This window comes from Paludibaculum fermentans (assembly GCF_015277775.1).
In the GTDB taxonomy this organism is placed as follows: Bacteria; Acidobacteriota; Terriglobia; order Bryobacterales; family Bryobacteraceae; genus Paludibaculum; species Paludibaculum fermentans.
The window spans coordinates 231,718-247,710 of sequence record NZ_CP063849.1 but is presented as its reverse complement, the minus strand read 5'-3'; the positions used below and the strand labels follow the sequence as shown (position 1 = coordinate 247,710).

The window sequence follows — 15,993 nt, the reverse complement described above, 5'->3', positions numbered from 1 at the left end:
CCACGTGGGAGAATCCAACGGCACCTGTAGAAGGACTCTACAGATTTGCGGCCCCATCGAGCCCTCGCCACAGATACCAGCATGCGTAAGTGGCATAAGGCCGCCAGGGACGGGCGATCTTAGTCATTCGCTCCGGCAAGGGAGGGGTTCGAAGCCTGTACAACCGCTGCATCGCGTTCCGGATCCCCAGATCACCCAAGGGCAGGACATCCGGCCGCTGGAGCGCGAACATCAGGAACATCTGGGCGGTCCAGACGCCCACGCCCTTGGCCGAGGTCAGATGGGCAATGACTTCTTCGTCGGGCATGGACGGCAGTTGAGCGAAGTTGATGGTGCCATCCACCGTCTTTTCCGCCAGCGACCGCAGGTACTTGGCCTTCTGCCCGGACAGGCCCAGCGGCCGCATCTGCTCCGGCTCGATACTAAGGATACTTTCCGGCCGGACACCGCCCGGGCCCACGGCCTGCTCCAGCCGGCCGTAGATCGTCGCGGCGGCTTTCCCGCTCAATTGCTGGAAAACGATGGAGCGGGCGAGTGTAGAGAACTCCGGCGGATGGAATGCGATCTGGCACGGACCGACCTGCTCGATCCAGGCGGCCAGCTTCGGATCCGCCGCCCTCAGGTGCTCGACAGCCTGCTTCATAGGATGAGATGTAACACGGCGCGCGCGGCGCGCATCCTCAGTATGTCATGGTGAAGTCAATGCCGACGAAATTGCACTGGCTAGCTGCAGTCGCACTGCTCCCCTGCCTGTACGCCCAGGCGCCGCCGAAACCGCAACCGCCCAAGCCGGCCGAGGAAGATCTGGGGCCCGTCATCAAGGTGGACGTCGACCTGGTGAACGTGTTCTTCAGCGTCCGGGACAAGAAGGGCGGGTATATCTCCAATCTTGCCAAGGACGACCTGGAAGTCCTGGAGGACGGCAAACCGCAGGAGGTCAAGTTCTTCACGCGGGAAACCGACCTGCCGCTCACCATCGGCCTGTTGGTGGACGTCAGCGGCAGCCAGGGAGCGCTGATCGAGGAGGAACGCAGCGCCTCCTACAAGTTCCTGGCCCAGGTGCTGCGGAAGAAGGACGAAGCCTTCATCATCAGCTTCGGCGTCGACAGCGAACTGCTGCAGGATTTCACCAACTCCCCGGGCTTGCTGCGCCAGGGCCTGGCCGGATTGCGGCTGAACGCCGGCGTCAGCGGCATGTCCCCCACCGGCTCGCCCCTGCCGGGCAGCGGCCGCGGCACCGTTCTTTACGAAGCCGTATGGCTGGCTGCCAAGGACAAGTTGCGCAGCGAGGTCGGCCGCAAGGCACTCATCGTCATCACCGACGGCAACGACGTAGGCAGCCGGGTCAAGATTGAGAAGGCGATTGAAGAGGCACACCGTTCCGACGCCATCATCTACTCGGTGATGTTCGAGGATCCCCGCTACACCTCAATGGCGTTTGGTGGCTCGTCCGGCGAAGGGCCCATGCGGCGAATGGCGGAAGAAACGGGCGGGCGTGTGTTCCGTGTTTCCCGGAAAGAACGGCTGGAGGACATTTACAACATGATCCAGCAGGAGATGCGCAGCCAGTATGCCTTAGGCTACGTGGCCACCAATCAGTCCAAGGACGGCACGTTCCGGAAGGTGGAGATCCGCTCCAAGAATAAAGACCAAAAGGTCCAGGTGAGAAAGGGCTACTACGCTCCGGACGAGGGCGATCTGAAGAAGCCCTCCAAGCGCTAATTCCCAATCCAGTGAAGCTGGACCCGTTCCAGCATCATGGCCGGCTGGCCGGCTTTGTTCTCAGGTTGGACGAAGAGACGGTGGCGTCCGGGCTCGAGCTCCATATCGCCGATGCGGAAGGTTTCCAGCTTCTCATCCTTGGTGGCTTGGACTACGCCCTTGGTCATGCCCATGCTGTAGCCCTGCAGGGTGACCGTGAACCGGACACCCGCGCTCGCGGGCTTGGCTGCGTAGACCAACTCCACGGCATACCGCCCGATGCGCGGGACGTCGACGGTCCAGTAAGGCACGTCCAGCGGCTGAATCCAGTTGGCAATCACGGTTGTCTTGCCGTGCTGCTCCACGCGCGCCTGCACTCCGGCCCGCGGGCCAAAGGTGCACGCCGCGGCGCGAGCGACGATTTCATTGGAGGGCCCGGCGCTGGCGGCCAGGCAGAAGAGTGCGACAAGTAGCTTCATAAAAACGGGGCCCAGGCGATGGCCCGGGCCCCAAGTCGTGTCAGGGAGTTACTGTTTCGGCGCGATGTCTTCGTCGCGCAGGAAGCTGGTCCATTCCTCAGACCAGTCGTTGTCGCCATCGAAGGCGCCGCAGAAGTTGGCCCACTGGTCGAAGAAGCCGTCGTCCGGCGGGGCGTTCCAGCGCAGGCTGAGCGCGGGTGAGCCGATCGCGGGACGCAGGTCGGGATCGCTATATTCCAGGGCCCGGCGGAGCTGCGGATCGGCCGCCACGAAGTTGTGGAGCGGATCGTTGGCATAGGCCAAGGCATCGGTGCCGGCCGGGCTGCTCTGGGTCACCTGGGCCTCCACCGTGTTGGGCAGGGACAGGTTCAGGCGGTTGTTGTTCCACATCAGGATGCCGTTGAGCGAGAGGCGGCCGGCGGCCAGTTCCGCTTGGGTCTGGGCATCACGGATCATGACGGCGGGATAGCCGAAGTTCGTAATGATGGCATTGTTCACTGAACCGCGCGTGCCGCGGCGCAGGTACATACCGGGCGAGCCGTCACCCGTGGTCTCGTCCTGGGCAGCGACGCCCGGGCCGACAAAGGTCGTATTCCAAACCTGGGGATCCGAGTAGGGCTGATCGGTGGCGCCGAACTCGCTGTTGTCGGCCTCAATGCCCCGGTTTCCGAGGCCGGTGCCGGGATGCTGAATGCCGACCAGATACTGGACGCGGCCACGCCAGCCGAGTTGCCAGTCGAGGTAGTCGTCGGCGCCGTAGCTGCCAACGGCATACTTCAGGTCGCTGTTGCCGCCGAACCACTCGAACGTGTCGTCCTTGCCGTAGTGGGCCTGCAGGTGGTGCGCCACGGTCTTGCTGCCGCAGCCGCCCCAGGTGAAGGAGTTGATCTCGTTGTTGGTCGTGAAGACCGACCCGGCGTACTCCACACGAACGTAGGCGAGGGCGCCGCAATCGTGGGTGTCGTCGGTGCCGCCATACTGCAGGTAGGGGCGGTTGTCGAGGCCTTCAATGAAGTTGGTGCCGCCGGTGACGTTGATCTTGGCCTTGCCGAGCATCACCAGGCCGCCCCAGTCTTCCCGGCCACGGTTGCCGAAGGGCTGCGAGCTGGTCATGATGATGGGCCGCGACCGCGTGCCCTGGGCATTGATCTTCGCACTCGTCGTGATGATCAGCGCCGTCGGATCGTCCGTACGGGGCATGCCGATCACGAACGTGCCGGGCTGGATGGTGAGGGTGGCGTTCTCGACGCGGGTCAGGGACTGGATGCGGTAGGCCTTGGTATTCACCCAGGTGGTGTCCTGTCCAATGACGCCTCCGACATCGACGAAGCCGTCCACGACGCCGATCTTGAAGTAAGCGGACTTCAGGACGCGGCCGCCGGTGTAGTCTCGCAACTGCACGGTAAGCGTGTGCATGCCGAGTTCGCTGGGCACCGTGAGGGCGGTGTTGTTGAGCCAGCCGCCATCGCCGACGACGACGCTGCGGGTCTGGTCGGCCACGCGCACCGGCTGGTAACCCTGATCCGAGGTGCGGCCATAGACGTCGATGGGCGTTTCGCTCGTCTGGTTCGGGCCGAAGAAGGTCTTCTTGCCCGTCTGGTTGTTCTGGCGGAAGGCCACGATCGTGTAAGGATACGGGTCGTTTGTCTTGACCGTCATCTTCAGTGTGAGCGCTTCACCGGGCTGGTAGACATATTTGTCAGCCCAGACATACAGGGTCACATTGGAGTGCTCGACGGCCGCGGCCGAAGGGCTGTTCGTCGAGGCAGCCTGAGCGGCGGCCGTGGCGCGGTCCACCCGGGTAAAGCTGCCGAGGCTACCCGCCTGCAGTGCTGCAGCGGCGGCGGTCAGCACGAGGAGTGATCGTTTCAACATAGATTGCTGCTTCTTCCTTTCGAGGTGCGGATCTAGAAAATGGAGTAGGTCAGGCCGACGGTGTACGTCCGGCCGGTCTGATACTGCCGGGTGGGAAGGCCCGCCTGTGTCCAGCGGTACCTGTTGTCCCCCAGGTTCTCTGCATTAAAGCGGATGGAGGCCCGGCCGCTCTCCACCAGCGCGTACTGATACACGAAATCGAGAAAGACGTTGCGTTCCTGGTAGATATCCGGCAGGCCGATGGCGCCCACATCGGACAGGCGTCGCGAGACGCTGTTCACATAGAAGCGCGCCTGCGAACGCAGCTTGGGCTTCGTCCACTCGGTGATGACGTTGTAGATGTAGCGGGATTGCCCGGCCAGCGGACGGCTGAGCGAGGTGAGGATGCCCTGGTCTTCAGGCCGGATGCTCACCTGGGAATCCACAAAGGTAAAATTGGCCTGCAGGTTGAGATCCCGCAGCCGCGAGTGGAGCGAGCCCAGCCCCTTGCGCATCTCCAGTTCGACCCCTCGATTCACGGCGCCTTTCGCATTCAGGAACGACGAGCGCAAGTCGGTGGTCGGTTGGACGGTGCTCTCAATCGGATCCGTGAAGTCCTTCACAAAGAAACTGGCCGCGAGGAGTTGATTGCCACCCTGGAACCATTCCCAGCGGGCGTCGAAATTATTGATCTTGGCCCGCTTCAGGTTCGGATTCCCGGCGACGTTGAAGCCGCCCTGGACATTGGTGAACTCGAAGGGCGAGAGCTCGCGGAAGTCAGGCCGCGACACGGTTTGACTGTAGGTGAAGCGCAGGTTCTGCCGGGCCGTCAGGGCATAGATCGCATTGAACGAGGGCAGCGGATCGCGATTGACCAGGTTCGCGATGTAGGGCGTGCCGGGCTGGAACGGATCCCTGGTGACGACGCTGATATCAGCATCTTCCACACGCACCCCGGTGACGAAGCGCCAGCGCGGGCCAATTCCAAAATCCACCATGCCGTAGCCGCCGTAGATCTTCATGTCGGCGGTGTAGCGATCGGTGCCGCGCGACTCCTCACGCAGCTCAAAGGCCCCAGGCCGCAGGTTGGCCGTCCCAAACAGCTCGTTCGAATCCGCGTAGACATTCACCTGTTGGGGGTTCTGCAGTTGGAAGCGGAAACGCCGGGCGTCGAAGTCGCGGTTGCGCAGAGTGGCGCGGAACCCGACCTTCCAGATCCCGCTCAGCTTGCCTTTGAAGAAAGGCTGGCTCACTTCGGCCTGGGGCTCGTAGATCTTATCGGTGAACTGGTCGAAGAAGCGCTGGCCCGAGCCGCCCGAGTTCAGAAAGGCGAAGCGGCCATCGGGCTGCTGGGCGCGCAGCACTTCGCGCAGATCCGGTTCGTCGCGGCCCGACTGGGAGAAGGTCAACTGCCACTTCAGCAGCAGGTCGCGCAGCTTGGGCATCGCGTGGTCCCCTTCGACGCCCGTCGAGAAGAGCCGCCGTTCCACCCAGCGCAGGCGCTCAGAGGAGATGACGCCCCCCTGGTTGTTGTCGGTGCCCGAGAATTCGCGCGCTTCCTTGTCGCTGTCGCGGGTGAGCGTGTTGCGAAACAGCAGCTTATGGTTGTTCGTGATGCGAAAGGCCGCATTCAGGACTCCGCCCAGGCGAGCCAACTGGTCGTACTGGCGGAAGTCCGGGTAATCGCTATAAGGGGCGATAGTGCCGCCGAGGCCCAGGCGGCGATAGTAAGTCTGCTGCTCCTGCTGGAACTGCGGCTTGTTGGTGAACGTGAGCGCGCCCACCACTCCGAACCGGCCAAAGGTTCCTCCACCCACCACACTGTAGGACTGCGAGGGCCGCACGGAATCGGAATAGACCGGCTGCCAGTTGTTCGAGAACGCCTTCGCGTAGTCGGCCAGTTGCTGGCGGCTGTCGCTCCCGATGGAAACTCGGCGGCTGGTGGGAATCGCGGAGGGGATGGCGCGGGAACCGTCGTCAAACCCGAACTGATCCAGCGAGCCGCCCGGATAACTGGCGAAGCGCTGGAACGTCGTGCGGTCGTTGAAGCCCATCGTCATGCTCACCTGGAAGGTCTTCTGCGCGGGGAACTCGACGGTCGTCATCTGCACCAGGCCGCCCGAAAACTCGCCAGGCAGGTCGGGCGTGTAGGTCTTCAGAATCCGGATGTTGTCGATCATGGCCGCCGGGAAGAGATCCAGCGGCACCACGCGGCGCTCGGCCTCCGTGGTGGGCACCATGGCGTTGTTCAACATGGTGGCGGAGTAGCGCTCGCCCAGGCCGCGAACATAGACGTAGCCGCCTTCCACGACCGAGACGCCGGTGACCTTCTCCAGCGCGCGGGCGGCATCGGAGGCGGTGGACTTCTTCATCTCCTCGTTCGAGATGGAGTCGCTCACTTGTGCCGCCAGCTTGCGTTCGGAAAGCATCGCTTCCGCCGTAGCCGTCACGGCGCTGACGCTCTCGGATACCTCCACCGTGGTGGTCATACCCTTGGACGTCATCAGGGTGGAGCCGTCCACCGCATCGCCGCCCTTGATATTCACTTCGGTCAGCGTGACGTCCAGGTACTGCTCGCTGGTGAACTTCAGCGAGTATTTGCCGGGTGACAGCTCCACACGGTAGGTGCCGTCCGTGCCCGTCGCCAGGCCGTCTCCGGTCTGCCCGTTGACATAGATTTTGACCCCGACGATGGGGCGGGAGGTTTGGGCATCGAAGACTGTCCCCGAGACAGTGCCCTTTTGGGTCTGGCCCCACAGGTTAAAGCTGAAGAGGAAGAGGACCGCAGATGAGAGGTGGTGAATCCGAAGCATCACAGAGTGGCGCAAGCCACCTGTTCAGCATGCGAAAGAGAGGTGTAGAAGAGACGAAAGATCGGTAAATGTTGGATGACGATGGTTTCAGTTGCGTGAATCCGAAATGGCCACTGGAAGCCCGTAAAATGGGCCTCCGGAGCCGGTCAATCCGCGACACGGCTTGTCATCCGGCACGGCGGCATGGTTGGCGGATTCGGGATCTGGGTGGACACTCAGCGAAAGGATGCGAATCCCGGCGGGCGACGGTTCATCGAGTTGTATTGGATACTCCACGGAGGATGGCCCGTGGCAAGCGACGAATACTGGAAGGGACAGACGGTAAGTCCCCTCTTGAGGACTTACCGTGCAGCCCATTGCTTGATTCAGGTATGCAGCGCAGGCAGTGTCAGCGGACTCTTACACCATCGCCGCGGCGGGCTGGTTGGCCGCTTCGTTGAACGAGTAGCCGAAGCCGCGGACCGAACGAATGAAAGCCGGAGCGGCGGGGTCGTCCTCGATCTTCTGGCGCAGCCGCAGGATGTAGACGTCCACCGTACGGTCGGTCACGGCGCGGTCGTGGCCCCACACCGCATCCAGCAACTGTTCACGCGAGAATACTACGCCCGGCCGGGTCATCAGGAACTCCAGCAGGCGAAACTCCGTGGCGGTCAGCGAAAGCGGATTGCCATTGAGGCTCACGCGGCAGGCGGAACGGTCGAGGTCGAGCGGGCCGGACTGCAGCTTCCGCACCGGCTGCGCCAACTGGCGGAACTGGATCTTGATGCGCGCAATCAGTTCACGGACGAAGAACGGTTTGACGATGTAGTCGTTGGCGCCCAGTTCCAGGCCGACAATGCGGTCGGTTTCGGAGGCGCGGGCCGTCAGGAAGATCACCGGGATGTGGGAGAGTTCCGGATGCGTGCGGATGCCCTTGCAGATGTCCAGGCCATCGGAGTCGGGCAGCATGATGTCGAGAATGATGAGATCAGGACGCTCGCGGCGGCAAAGATCGACGGCCCCACGGCCAGTCTGCGCGCCCACCATTTGGAAACCTTCCTTCTCCAGGTTGTACTTGAGCAGTGCGAAGAGGTCGGAGTCGTCTTCAATCAGCAGGATTTTTTTCATGGGGATGTGGCCAGATTGTCAACTCCAGTAATAACGCGCCTACTGTTACATTCAGATTACAGTAGCGTGAATTGAAGTTAAAGCGCCTCTTGTTCCGAGAGGCCCAGGTCGTTTGTCGGCAGTGTGAACCAGAAAGTGGTCCCCTGCCCCAGGACACTCTCCACGCCGACGTCGCCGCCCTGCGAGCGCGCCAGGTGCTTGACGATCGCGAGCCCCAGTCCCGTGCCGCCCAGTTCGCGCGAACGGGCCTTGTCGACGCGATAGAAACGCTCGAACAGCCGGGGCAGGTCTTCGTGGGGGATACCGATGCCGGTATCGCTGACGCCCACCCGCACGAAATCGTTCAGGCACTCGGCCGTCACGGTGATCCGGCCGTCCTCCGGCGTGTACTTGATGGCGTTGTCCAGCAGGTTCGACATCATCTGGTGGACCGCTTCGGAGTCACAGAAGGCCTCGGTGCGGTCCGGCGCCGGCACCAGGTGCAGGCTGATGCGCTTCTTGGCGGCCACGGGTTCCAGTGACTCGATGCAGTCCTTCAGCAGCGGGTTCACATAGTAGGACGCGAACTGGAAGCGCTGCGACTTCATCTCGATGCGCGACAGCGTCAGCAGATCGCCGGTGAGGCGGCCCAGGCGCTCAGCGTTCTGCCGGATGATGTGCAGGAAGCGCACGTTGTTCTGGTCGTCGTGAATCGCGCCTTCCAGCAGCGTCTCGGTATAACCTTGAATCGAGGCCAGGGGCGTCCGCAGTTCGTGGCTCACGTTGATCACGAAGTCTTTGCGGATCCGCTCCACCTTCTCGAGCTCCACGTGCTCACGGTGCAGCTCGTCGAACACCTTCTCGAGCTTTGCGCCGGTCTCGTTCAATTGCTTTGCCAGCGTACCCAGCTCATCGTTGCCCGTGTGCTTCAGGCGGACCTTAAAGTCTCCGGTGGCGAGCGTCGAAGCGTAGTCGATGATGGCGCCCAGCCGCGAAGAGAAATACCGGGCGATGAACCCGGCCACGAGGATGGCGGGCAGGAAGGCCAGCGCCATGTACAGCATCACGCGAGTGCGGATCTTCGATACCTGCGACCGCACTTCCCGCAGGGGCACCGCCAGTCGGGCCGCGCCGGCCGGAACGGGTCCGGCCACATACAGGAAGTTGATCCCCATGGTGGGGCTCTGCCGCAGGGAGTTGCCCATCCGCCCCTGCAGCGCCGCCTGGACCTCGGGCCGGTGGCCGTGGTTCTCCATGCGCGCCGGATCAGCCTCAGAGTCGAGAATCACGCGCCCGTCAGGGGCGATGATCGTCAAACGCCCGCCCGCCGCGGCCGCCAGCGCCCGGATGTTCGACGGAGAGACCTCCAGCAGTTTCTGCTGGCCGATCACACCCAGCATCTTCATCTTCTCTTCCATCTCGAGGGTCAGCCCCTGGATGTACGCCTTCTCGGTCAATTCCGAGGCCAGGAAGTCGACCGCCGTCAGGACGATCACCATGATCAACAGGACGCTGGCAATGAGCTTGAGAAAGATGCGGGCAGTCATTATTGGTAGAGGCCGTGATCGCGGATGTAGCGCAGGACCGGATCCGGCAGCTCTTCCACTGGTTCGCCACTATCCAGTTTGCGCCTGATTTCTGACGATGAGATGACAAGCGCCAAAGTTTCCAGTCCTCTGACGCGAGCGCCGGGCGGAATGGGGTAAGCATACCCGGGCCGCGAGACGACAATGAACTCCACCGCGCCCAGCACCTCGGCCGACCGGTGCCACGATCCGATCTCGGCGAAGGCATCGGCGCCTATGAGGAAGTAGAGTTGGTCCGACGGGCTCAGCCGCGCCTTCACACGTTCAATGGTGTCGATGGAATAGCTCTTGCCCTGCCCCTCTTCCAGCCGCGATGGCTCGAAGCGCGCATCGGCCGCGCAGGCCAGCTCCACCATGCGGAAGCGATCCTCATATGCGGTGGTCGTGCCAGACGGCTTGTGCGGCGGATTCGCGGAGGGGACAAGCAAAACCCGGTCCAGCGAGAGCCGATCGGCCGCTTCGCGGGCCACGCGGAGATGGGCGTTGTGGATGGGGTCGAAGGTCCCACCAAAAATAGCTACTTTCAAACCGATAGTCTTTCTTCTGCGAGCCGCGCTGGATAGCGCAGGTCCCTCTATCTTCGCTGGAAATCAGCCTCTTGCGCTGGCGCGGAGCCTAGGACGAACTCTGATTCTCGGCAGCCATGCGCGCCAGTTCGTCGCAGCGGTTGTTGTCGGCGTGATTGGCGTGGCCCTTGGTCCACACCCAGTCGGTCTTGTGCCGCTGCACCTGCTCGTCGAGCTCCACCCAAAGATCCTGGTTCATCACCGGCTTCTTGGCGGCGGTCTTCCAGCCGTTCCGCTTCCAGCCCGCCATCCATGTTTGGATGCCGTTCTTCACATACTGTGAGTCGGTGACGATCTCCACCTCGCAGGCTTCGCGCAGCGCGGCCAGGGCCTGGATCGCCGCGGTCAGTTCCATGCGGTTGTTCGTCGTCTCCCGCTCACTGCCGTACATCTCTTTGGTGTGCCCGCCGTACCGCAGGATGCACGCCCAACCGCCACGCCCGGGATTGCCCAGGCACGATCCGTCTGTAATCGCCTGTACTTTCTTCATGGAGCCCAACAACTACAACAACACCGTCGCCAGCTTCTCGTCCGGGCTGGTGAGTTCACGCTCAAAAAACTGATTCACGAGAGAGAGGATCTCCGACGCTTCCCGCGACTGATAGATCGCCGTCCGCAGCTTCGCGCCGTTCCGCACCCCGTGCGTGAAGTAAGTGGCGAACTGCTTCATCTTGCCCACCGCATCCAGGCTGCGCTTCGTCAGCAGCATGGTGTAGTAGGTATGCATCATCTGCCAGCGGTCGTGCTCCGTCGGCTGAAAGTACGGCTTGCCTTCCAGATACTCCGCAATCTGGCGGAAGATCCACGGATTCGAGGAGGCCGCCCGGCCGATCATCACGGCGTCGCAGCCCGTCTCCCGCACCATCCGGATCGCATCCTCCGGCGTCGTGATGTCGCCGTTGCCGATCACCGGAATCTTCACCGCATCCTTCACTTCCGCGATGCGCGTCCAGTCGGCGCGTCCGCTGTAGCCCTGCTCGCGCGTACGCGGGTGCAGAGCAATCGCCGCCACTCCGTTGTCCTCGGCCAGCTTCGCCATCTGGACGTGGACCAGTTCCTTGTCATTCCAGCCCGCGCGGAACTTCATCGTCAGGGGAATGCTGATGGACGACCGCACCCGCTTCAGCAGCTCTTCCACTAGCGGCAGGTTCCTCAGCAGGCCGGAGCCGCCATTGCACGTCACCACCTTCTTCACCGGGCACCCAAAGTTGATATCGACGGCATCGAAACCATTGTCTTGACAGACCTTAGCCGCTTCAGACATGATTTCCGGGTCGGACCCGAACAATTGCGCACTGATCGGGTGCTCTTCGGGTTCAAAATAGAGGTAGTGGAAGCTCTTGATGGATTTACGGTTGGGATGACGGCCGCTGGCCACCACGCCGTGTGAGCTGGTGAACTCGGTCATGATCAGGCCGCAGCCACCCTGGTTCCGGATCAGCCGGCGAAATACAGTATCCGTTACTCCGGCCATCGGCGCCAGCACGGTTGCCGGACGGATCTCGACAGGCCCGACCTTGTAGGCTGCGGGGAAGTTTGCCATCTCTACCATTGTATCGGGGTTGAAACGCGGCTCGCGCGGGCCGCGTTCAAACAATTGAGAGGACGAGACGATGTTCCAGAAGTTGATAGTGGCCTTTGGATTAGGTGTGCTGCTGACAGGCGGCGTAGTGTACATTGCGATGAAGAATCGCGCTCCGGAGCCGGTGCCCGTGAGTGTCGCCGCGCCAGCCCCCACACCCACCCCGGCGGTAGCGGAGCCAACGCCCCCGCCCGCCCCGGAACCCGCCCCGCCCCAGCAGGAACCGGTGAAGCCGAAACCGGTGGCGAAGCCCGCCAAAACCCAGTCCAGGCCGGTAGCCGTCGCGAAGTACGATCCGCCAGTCCCACCCCCCGGTGTCCAGGAACAGCCCCGGCCCGCCGCCGTGCCGCCTCCGGTCGTCACTAACCCCGAGCCGCCCCCCATGGAAAAGCCAGTGGCCGCTCCTCCGGCGATGAGGCCGGAACCGAAGCCCGCCCCGCGCCAGCCGCATAGTGTCACCGTGCCCGCCGGCACGATGATCACCGTCCGCCTGCGCGAAGAGCTCAGCACGAAGAACAGCCAGGATGGCCAGAACTTCACCGCTACGCTCGACCAGCCGCTGGTCGTCGATGGCTTCGTGATCGCGGAACGCGGCTCTTCTCAGCGCGGCCGTGTCGTGGAATTGGACCGGGCCGGGCGCGTCAAGGGCCGCGCGGCTCTGGCCGTGGAATTGACCGAACTCAGCACGGCCGATGGCCAGAAGGTCGCCGTGAAAACCGACTCTTTCCGCAAGGAAGCCGAAAGCGGAGTGAAAGGTGACATGGCCAAGGCCGGTGTCGCCGCCGGCATCGGAGCGGCCATCGGAGCCATTGCCGGAGGCGGCAAGGGCGCGGCCATCGGGGCGGGCGTCGGCGGCGCGGCCGGTGCCGGCGGAGTGCTTGCCACCCGCGGCAAGGACGCCAGCCTGCCCAGCGAGACGCGCCTCACCTTCCGCTTGAAGGAACCTCTCACGCTGACCGAGAAGCTCGACGACTAGCAAGCCGTTCCGTTCGGCCGCTTATTTCGGGGACGGAGAAAACTCCGTCTCCACCTTCCATTTCTCCAGGGTGTTGTAGACGATCGGGCAATAGCACGCGCGGTCAATGAACTGCCAGGTCCGCGACTGCAGCGAGCCCGCGCCCCTCACCAGGTGCGGGAAGTCACCACATGTCGCCGGCCGCGCCTCGTACACCGTACATTCCGTACCCGAGAGGAACACGCAACCCGTATCCTCGTCGCGCTTCAGGATCAGCCCTTCTTCTTCCGACTGCTCCGTGTACTCCCTCAGGAACTTGCCTTCCTTGATGCGCAGGAACTTGGCCAGCTTCGTCACGTCGCGCTCCGTCAGCGTGACCGTCGCGACCTTGCAGCAGTTCGCGCAGGTCGTGCAGTCGATCGCCTCTTCGGTCTCTTCGGCAATGTGCCGCAGACGGCGCTCCACGAAGCTGTGCGTCTTGATGTGGCGGCGAAAACGCTCGTTTTCGCCGCGCTTCTGCTCGCCCAAACGGCGAATCTGGACGAGGTCAGTAATCATTAGTTGGTAGCCGCGGCCTTCTTGAAGTCACCGGCCTTGTAAATGCTCATCCGGGACACATCGATATACTTCTTCATCGCCGCCTGAATGTCGGCCAGCGTCAGTTTTTGGATCTTCGCTTCGATCTCGGAATCGAAGGCCATCGTGCGGTTGTAGAAACGCTGTCCGGCCAAACGCGACACCAGTTCGCCGTCATTCGCCCGGCTCACCTGGCGCGCCTGCAGCAGGCTCTTCTTGGCAGCTTCGACCTCATCGGCCGAGTAGCCCTTCGCCAGGATCAATCCGACTTCGTCCTTGAACGATGCTTCCACCTTCGCCGCGTTCTGCGGAGCGCAGATCGCGAACGCCATGAATATCCCGCTGTCGTCTTCCGGAGACACGACAAACTGAGCACCGACGCCGTAGCTCAAACCTTCCTTGCCGCGGATGCGGGCAAACAGCCGCGAGTTCATGCCCGAACCCAGAATGTAATTCCCCAACAGCATCGCGGGATAGTCCGGATTCGTGTCGTTGATCTTCACCGGCAGGCCGGCGATGAACATCGCATTCGCCTTGTCCGGCGTCTCGAACACAACACTCTCCGCTTCGATAGCCTTGTATTCCTTCTTCACCCGGGCGAACTTCTGCTGGCTCTTCCAGTCATTGAAAAGGTCGGAAACCTGCTTCTGCGTGGTCTCGGGATCGAAGTCGCCGATGACGACAAACTCACCGTGCGACGCGCCGTAGAACTGCTTGTGGAACGCCTTTACCTCATCCAGGGTCAGCGCCTTCACACTCTCGACCTCCTCGTCCACCGTGCGGATGTAGCGCACGTCGTCCTTCGGATACGGATTCAGGTGGCGCTGCACCGCGAGAAAGGCAATCGCCTGCGGGTCGCTCTTTGACTGCTCCAACTGTGCCAGCATCTGCTGCTTCAACTGGTCGAACTCGGTCTGCGGGAAAGTCGATTCCTTCAGCAGTTCGGCCACCAGCGTCAGCACGGGCTGCAGGTTCTCCTTGGTCGTCGTGATGCGGACACTGGCCCCGGTTTCGCTGCCGCCCACACTCACGCTCGCCTTCAGCCGGTCGAACTCGTCCTTGATCTGCTGCCGCGTGTGCTTGGCCGTACCGCGCATCAGCATCTGCCCCGCGAATCCGGCGGCGAAGTCCTTGCCCTTGAGGTTGTTTTCATCGCCGAAATGCAGGCTCAGCGTCGCCACCACCTGGTTGCCGCGCGTCTTCTTGTTGATGAATGACAGCTTGATGCCGCCCTTCAGGTCGCCGCGGATCGTCCGCTTGTCGATGTTCTCCGGAGACGCGTCAAACGACTCGCCCTGGCTCACAACGGCCTCACCCTTGTAATCCTTCACCAGCGCCGTCACATCGGGCGCGGTCGGGATCTCGGCGCGTAACGGCGCCTTGTCGGGAATGAACTCGCCCACCGTCCGGTTCGACGCGATCAGGTACTTCTCCGCCGCCTTCTGCACCTGCTCCAGCGTGACCTTCTTGATCCGGTCGCGATGCAGGAACAGAAGCCGCCAGTCGCCCATGCCCTGCCATTCGGAAAGCTGCAGCGCAATGGCCGCGGAGTTGTTCAGCGCCAGGTCGAAATTCTTCAGCCAGTTGGCGCGCACCCGTTCCAGCTCTTCCTTCGTGAAGGGCTTCGTCTTCACCTCGTCAACGGTATCCAGCAGCGTTTTGCGCGCATCGGCCAGCGAACTCTCCGTCCGCACGGAAGCGTGCGCGATGAAGACGCCCGGATCCTTCAACTGATACTCGCTCGTGCTGATGCTCGCGGCCTTCTTGGTCTCCACCAGCGCCTTGTACAGGCGGCCCGAGGGCGCATCACCCAGGATCCGGCCGGCCATCTCCATCGGCGCAAACTCTTCATGCGAGCCCGGCGGAATGTGCCACACGGCAGCCACGGCCTGCACATCGCCCACGCGGCGCAGCGTCACGGAGCGCTCACCATCCTGTGTCGGCTCAGCCGTATAGGTCCGGCGCAACTGCCGCGCCGGCTTCGGAATCGGCCCGTAGAGCTTCTCGACCAGGGTCAGCGTCTTCGCTTCGTCAAACTTGCCCGCCACCACCAGCACCGCGTTGTCCGGCTGGTAGAAGTGCTTCCAGAACGCCTGCAGTCGCTCGATCGGCACCTGTTCCAGGTCTGAACGCGCGCCAATCGTCGACTTCCCGTAGTTGTGCCACAGGTACGCCGTCGACATCACGCGCTCTTCCAGAATCGAGTCCGGATCGTTCTCGCCCGATTCAAACTCGTTCCGCACCACCGTCATTTCGCTGTCCAGGTCCTTCTTGGCGATGAAGGAGTTCACCATGCGGTCCGCTTCCAGGGACAGCGCCCACAGCAGATTCTCATCCGTGGCGTTGAACGTCTCGAAGTAGTTCGTGCGATCGAACCACGTGGTCCCATTGGGACGCGCGCCGTGATCCTGCAGCTCCTTCGGAACATTCGGGTGGTTCGTCGAGCCCTTGAACATCAGGTGCTCGAGCAGGTGCGCCATGCCCGTCTCCCCGTAATCCTCGTGCCGCGACCCCACCAGATAGGTGATATTCACGGTGATATTCGATTTCGTCGGATCCGGAAAAAGAAGCACTCTCAGCCCGTTGTTCAGGCGGTACTCCGTGATTCCTTCGACGCTCGTCACCTTCTGCACGCCCTGCGGCAGCGCTTGCGCTGACGCGGTGGCAGACAACATCGAAACAGCAAGAAATAGGGCCAACATGGGTCGCGTGGCCCGGGCGGGGGTCAGGTTGCGGTGAAACATGACGTGATCTAACGATGCTAGCACCCTGGCCAAGTGCTCCATCCCGCAATG

General features: G+C 62.6%; 13 protein-coding genes. 2 read left to right on the top strand and 11 right to left on the bottom strand.

Features of this window, described 5'->3' with window-relative positions; all coding sequences use genetic code 11:
- Positions 1–37 precede the first annotated feature (37 nt).
- Entirely contained in the window at positions 38–643 is a 606-nt protein-coding gene (locus IRI77_RS00920; RefSeq protein WP_194450218.1) for a DNA-3-methyladenine glycosylase family protein, read from the bottom strand.
- 59 nt (positions 644–702) lie between these two features.
- Between IRI77_RS00920 and IRI77_RS00915 the strand changes: the two genes are divergently transcribed.
- Entirely contained in the window at positions 703–1,722 is a 1,020-nt protein-coding gene (locus IRI77_RS00915; RefSeq protein ID WP_194450217.1) for a VWA domain-containing protein, read from the top strand.
- Here the strand turns inward: IRI77_RS00915 and IRI77_RS00910 are convergent.
- From IRI77_RS00910 to dusB, 8 genes are all read right to left on the bottom strand, one after another.
- Positions 1,719–2,180: a hypothetical protein gene (locus IRI77_RS00910; protein WP_194450216.1), complete on the bottom strand. Its 462-nt coding sequence runs from the start codon at positions 2,178–2,180 to the stop codon at positions 1,719–1,721. The two genes, IRI77_RS00915 and IRI77_RS00910, sit on opposite strands and share 4 nt — an antisense overlap.
- 48 nt (positions 2,181–2,228) lie before the next feature.
- Positions 2,229–4,055 carry a hypothetical protein gene (locus IRI77_RS00905; RefSeq protein WP_194450215.1) on the bottom strand — a complete coding sequence of 609 codons (1,827 nt, stop codon included), beginning with the start codon at positions 4,053–4,055 and terminating at the stop codon, positions 2,229–2,231.
- A 32-nt stretch (positions 4,056–4,087) separates the two neighbouring features.
- Entirely contained in the window at positions 4,088–6,847 is a 2,760-nt protein-coding gene (locus IRI77_RS00900; RefSeq protein WP_194450214.1) for a TonB-dependent receptor domain-containing protein, read from the bottom strand.
- Positions 6,848–7,246: 399 nt separating this feature from the next.
- Positions 7,247–7,954 (bottom strand): response regulator transcription factor, encoded by a 708-nt coding sequence (locus IRI77_RS00895; RefSeq protein ID WP_194450213.1) that lies wholly within the window; start codon positions 7,952–7,954, stop codon positions 7,247–7,249.
- A gap of 77 nt (positions 7,955–8,031) precedes the next feature.
- Positions 8,032–9,480 (bottom strand): sensor histidine kinase, encoded by a 1,449-nt coding sequence (locus IRI77_RS00890; RefSeq protein WP_194450212.1) that lies wholly within the window; start codon positions 9,478–9,480, stop codon positions 8,032–8,034.
- Positions 9,480–10,046, bottom strand: coding sequence for a nicotinate-nucleotide adenylyltransferase (nadD, locus tag IRI77_RS00885; RefSeq protein WP_194450211.1), 567 nt, complete (start codon positions 10,044–10,046; stop codon positions 9,480–9,482). The genes IRI77_RS00890 and nadD overlap by 1 nt, the downstream gene beginning before the upstream one ends.
- Positions 10,047–10,134: 88 nt before the next feature.
- Positions 10,135–10,575, bottom strand: a complete 441-nt coding sequence (gene rnhA / locus IRI77_RS00880; protein WP_194450210.1) for a ribonuclease HI — start codon at positions 10,573–10,575, stop codon at positions 10,135–10,137.
- Positions 10,576–10,587: 12 nt separating this feature from the next.
- The gene (dusB, locus tag IRI77_RS00875; RefSeq protein ID WP_194450209.1) at positions 10,588–11,628 is read right to left on the bottom strand and encodes a tRNA dihydrouridine synthase DusB; all 1,041 of its coding nucleotides are present in this window, start codon (positions 11,626–11,628) and stop codon (positions 10,588–10,590) included.
- A gap of 70 nt (positions 11,629–11,698) precedes the next feature.
- On the opposite strand from dusB, the gene IRI77_RS00870 reads away from it, so the two are divergent.
- Positions 11,699–12,643, top strand: coding sequence for a PQQ-binding-like beta-propeller repeat protein (locus tag IRI77_RS00870; RefSeq protein ID WP_194450208.1), 945 nt, complete (start codon positions 11,699–11,701; stop codon positions 12,641–12,643).
- Between the two features lie 21 nt (positions 12,644–12,664).
- Here the strand turns inward: IRI77_RS00870 and IRI77_RS00865 are convergent, their stop codons facing one another.
- Positions 12,665–13,180: a YkgJ family cysteine cluster protein gene (locus IRI77_RS00865; protein ID WP_194450207.1), complete on the bottom strand. Its 516-nt coding sequence runs from the start codon at positions 13,178–13,180 to the stop codon at positions 12,665–12,667.
- Positions 13,180–15,873 (bottom strand): M16 family metallopeptidase, encoded by a 2,694-nt coding sequence (locus IRI77_RS00860; protein WP_228486542.1) that lies wholly within the window; start codon positions 15,871–15,873, stop codon positions 13,180–13,182. Before IRI77_RS00860 ends, IRI77_RS00865 begins: the two co-directional genes overlap by 1 nt.
- Between the last annotated feature and the right edge of the window lie 120 nt (positions 15,874–15,993).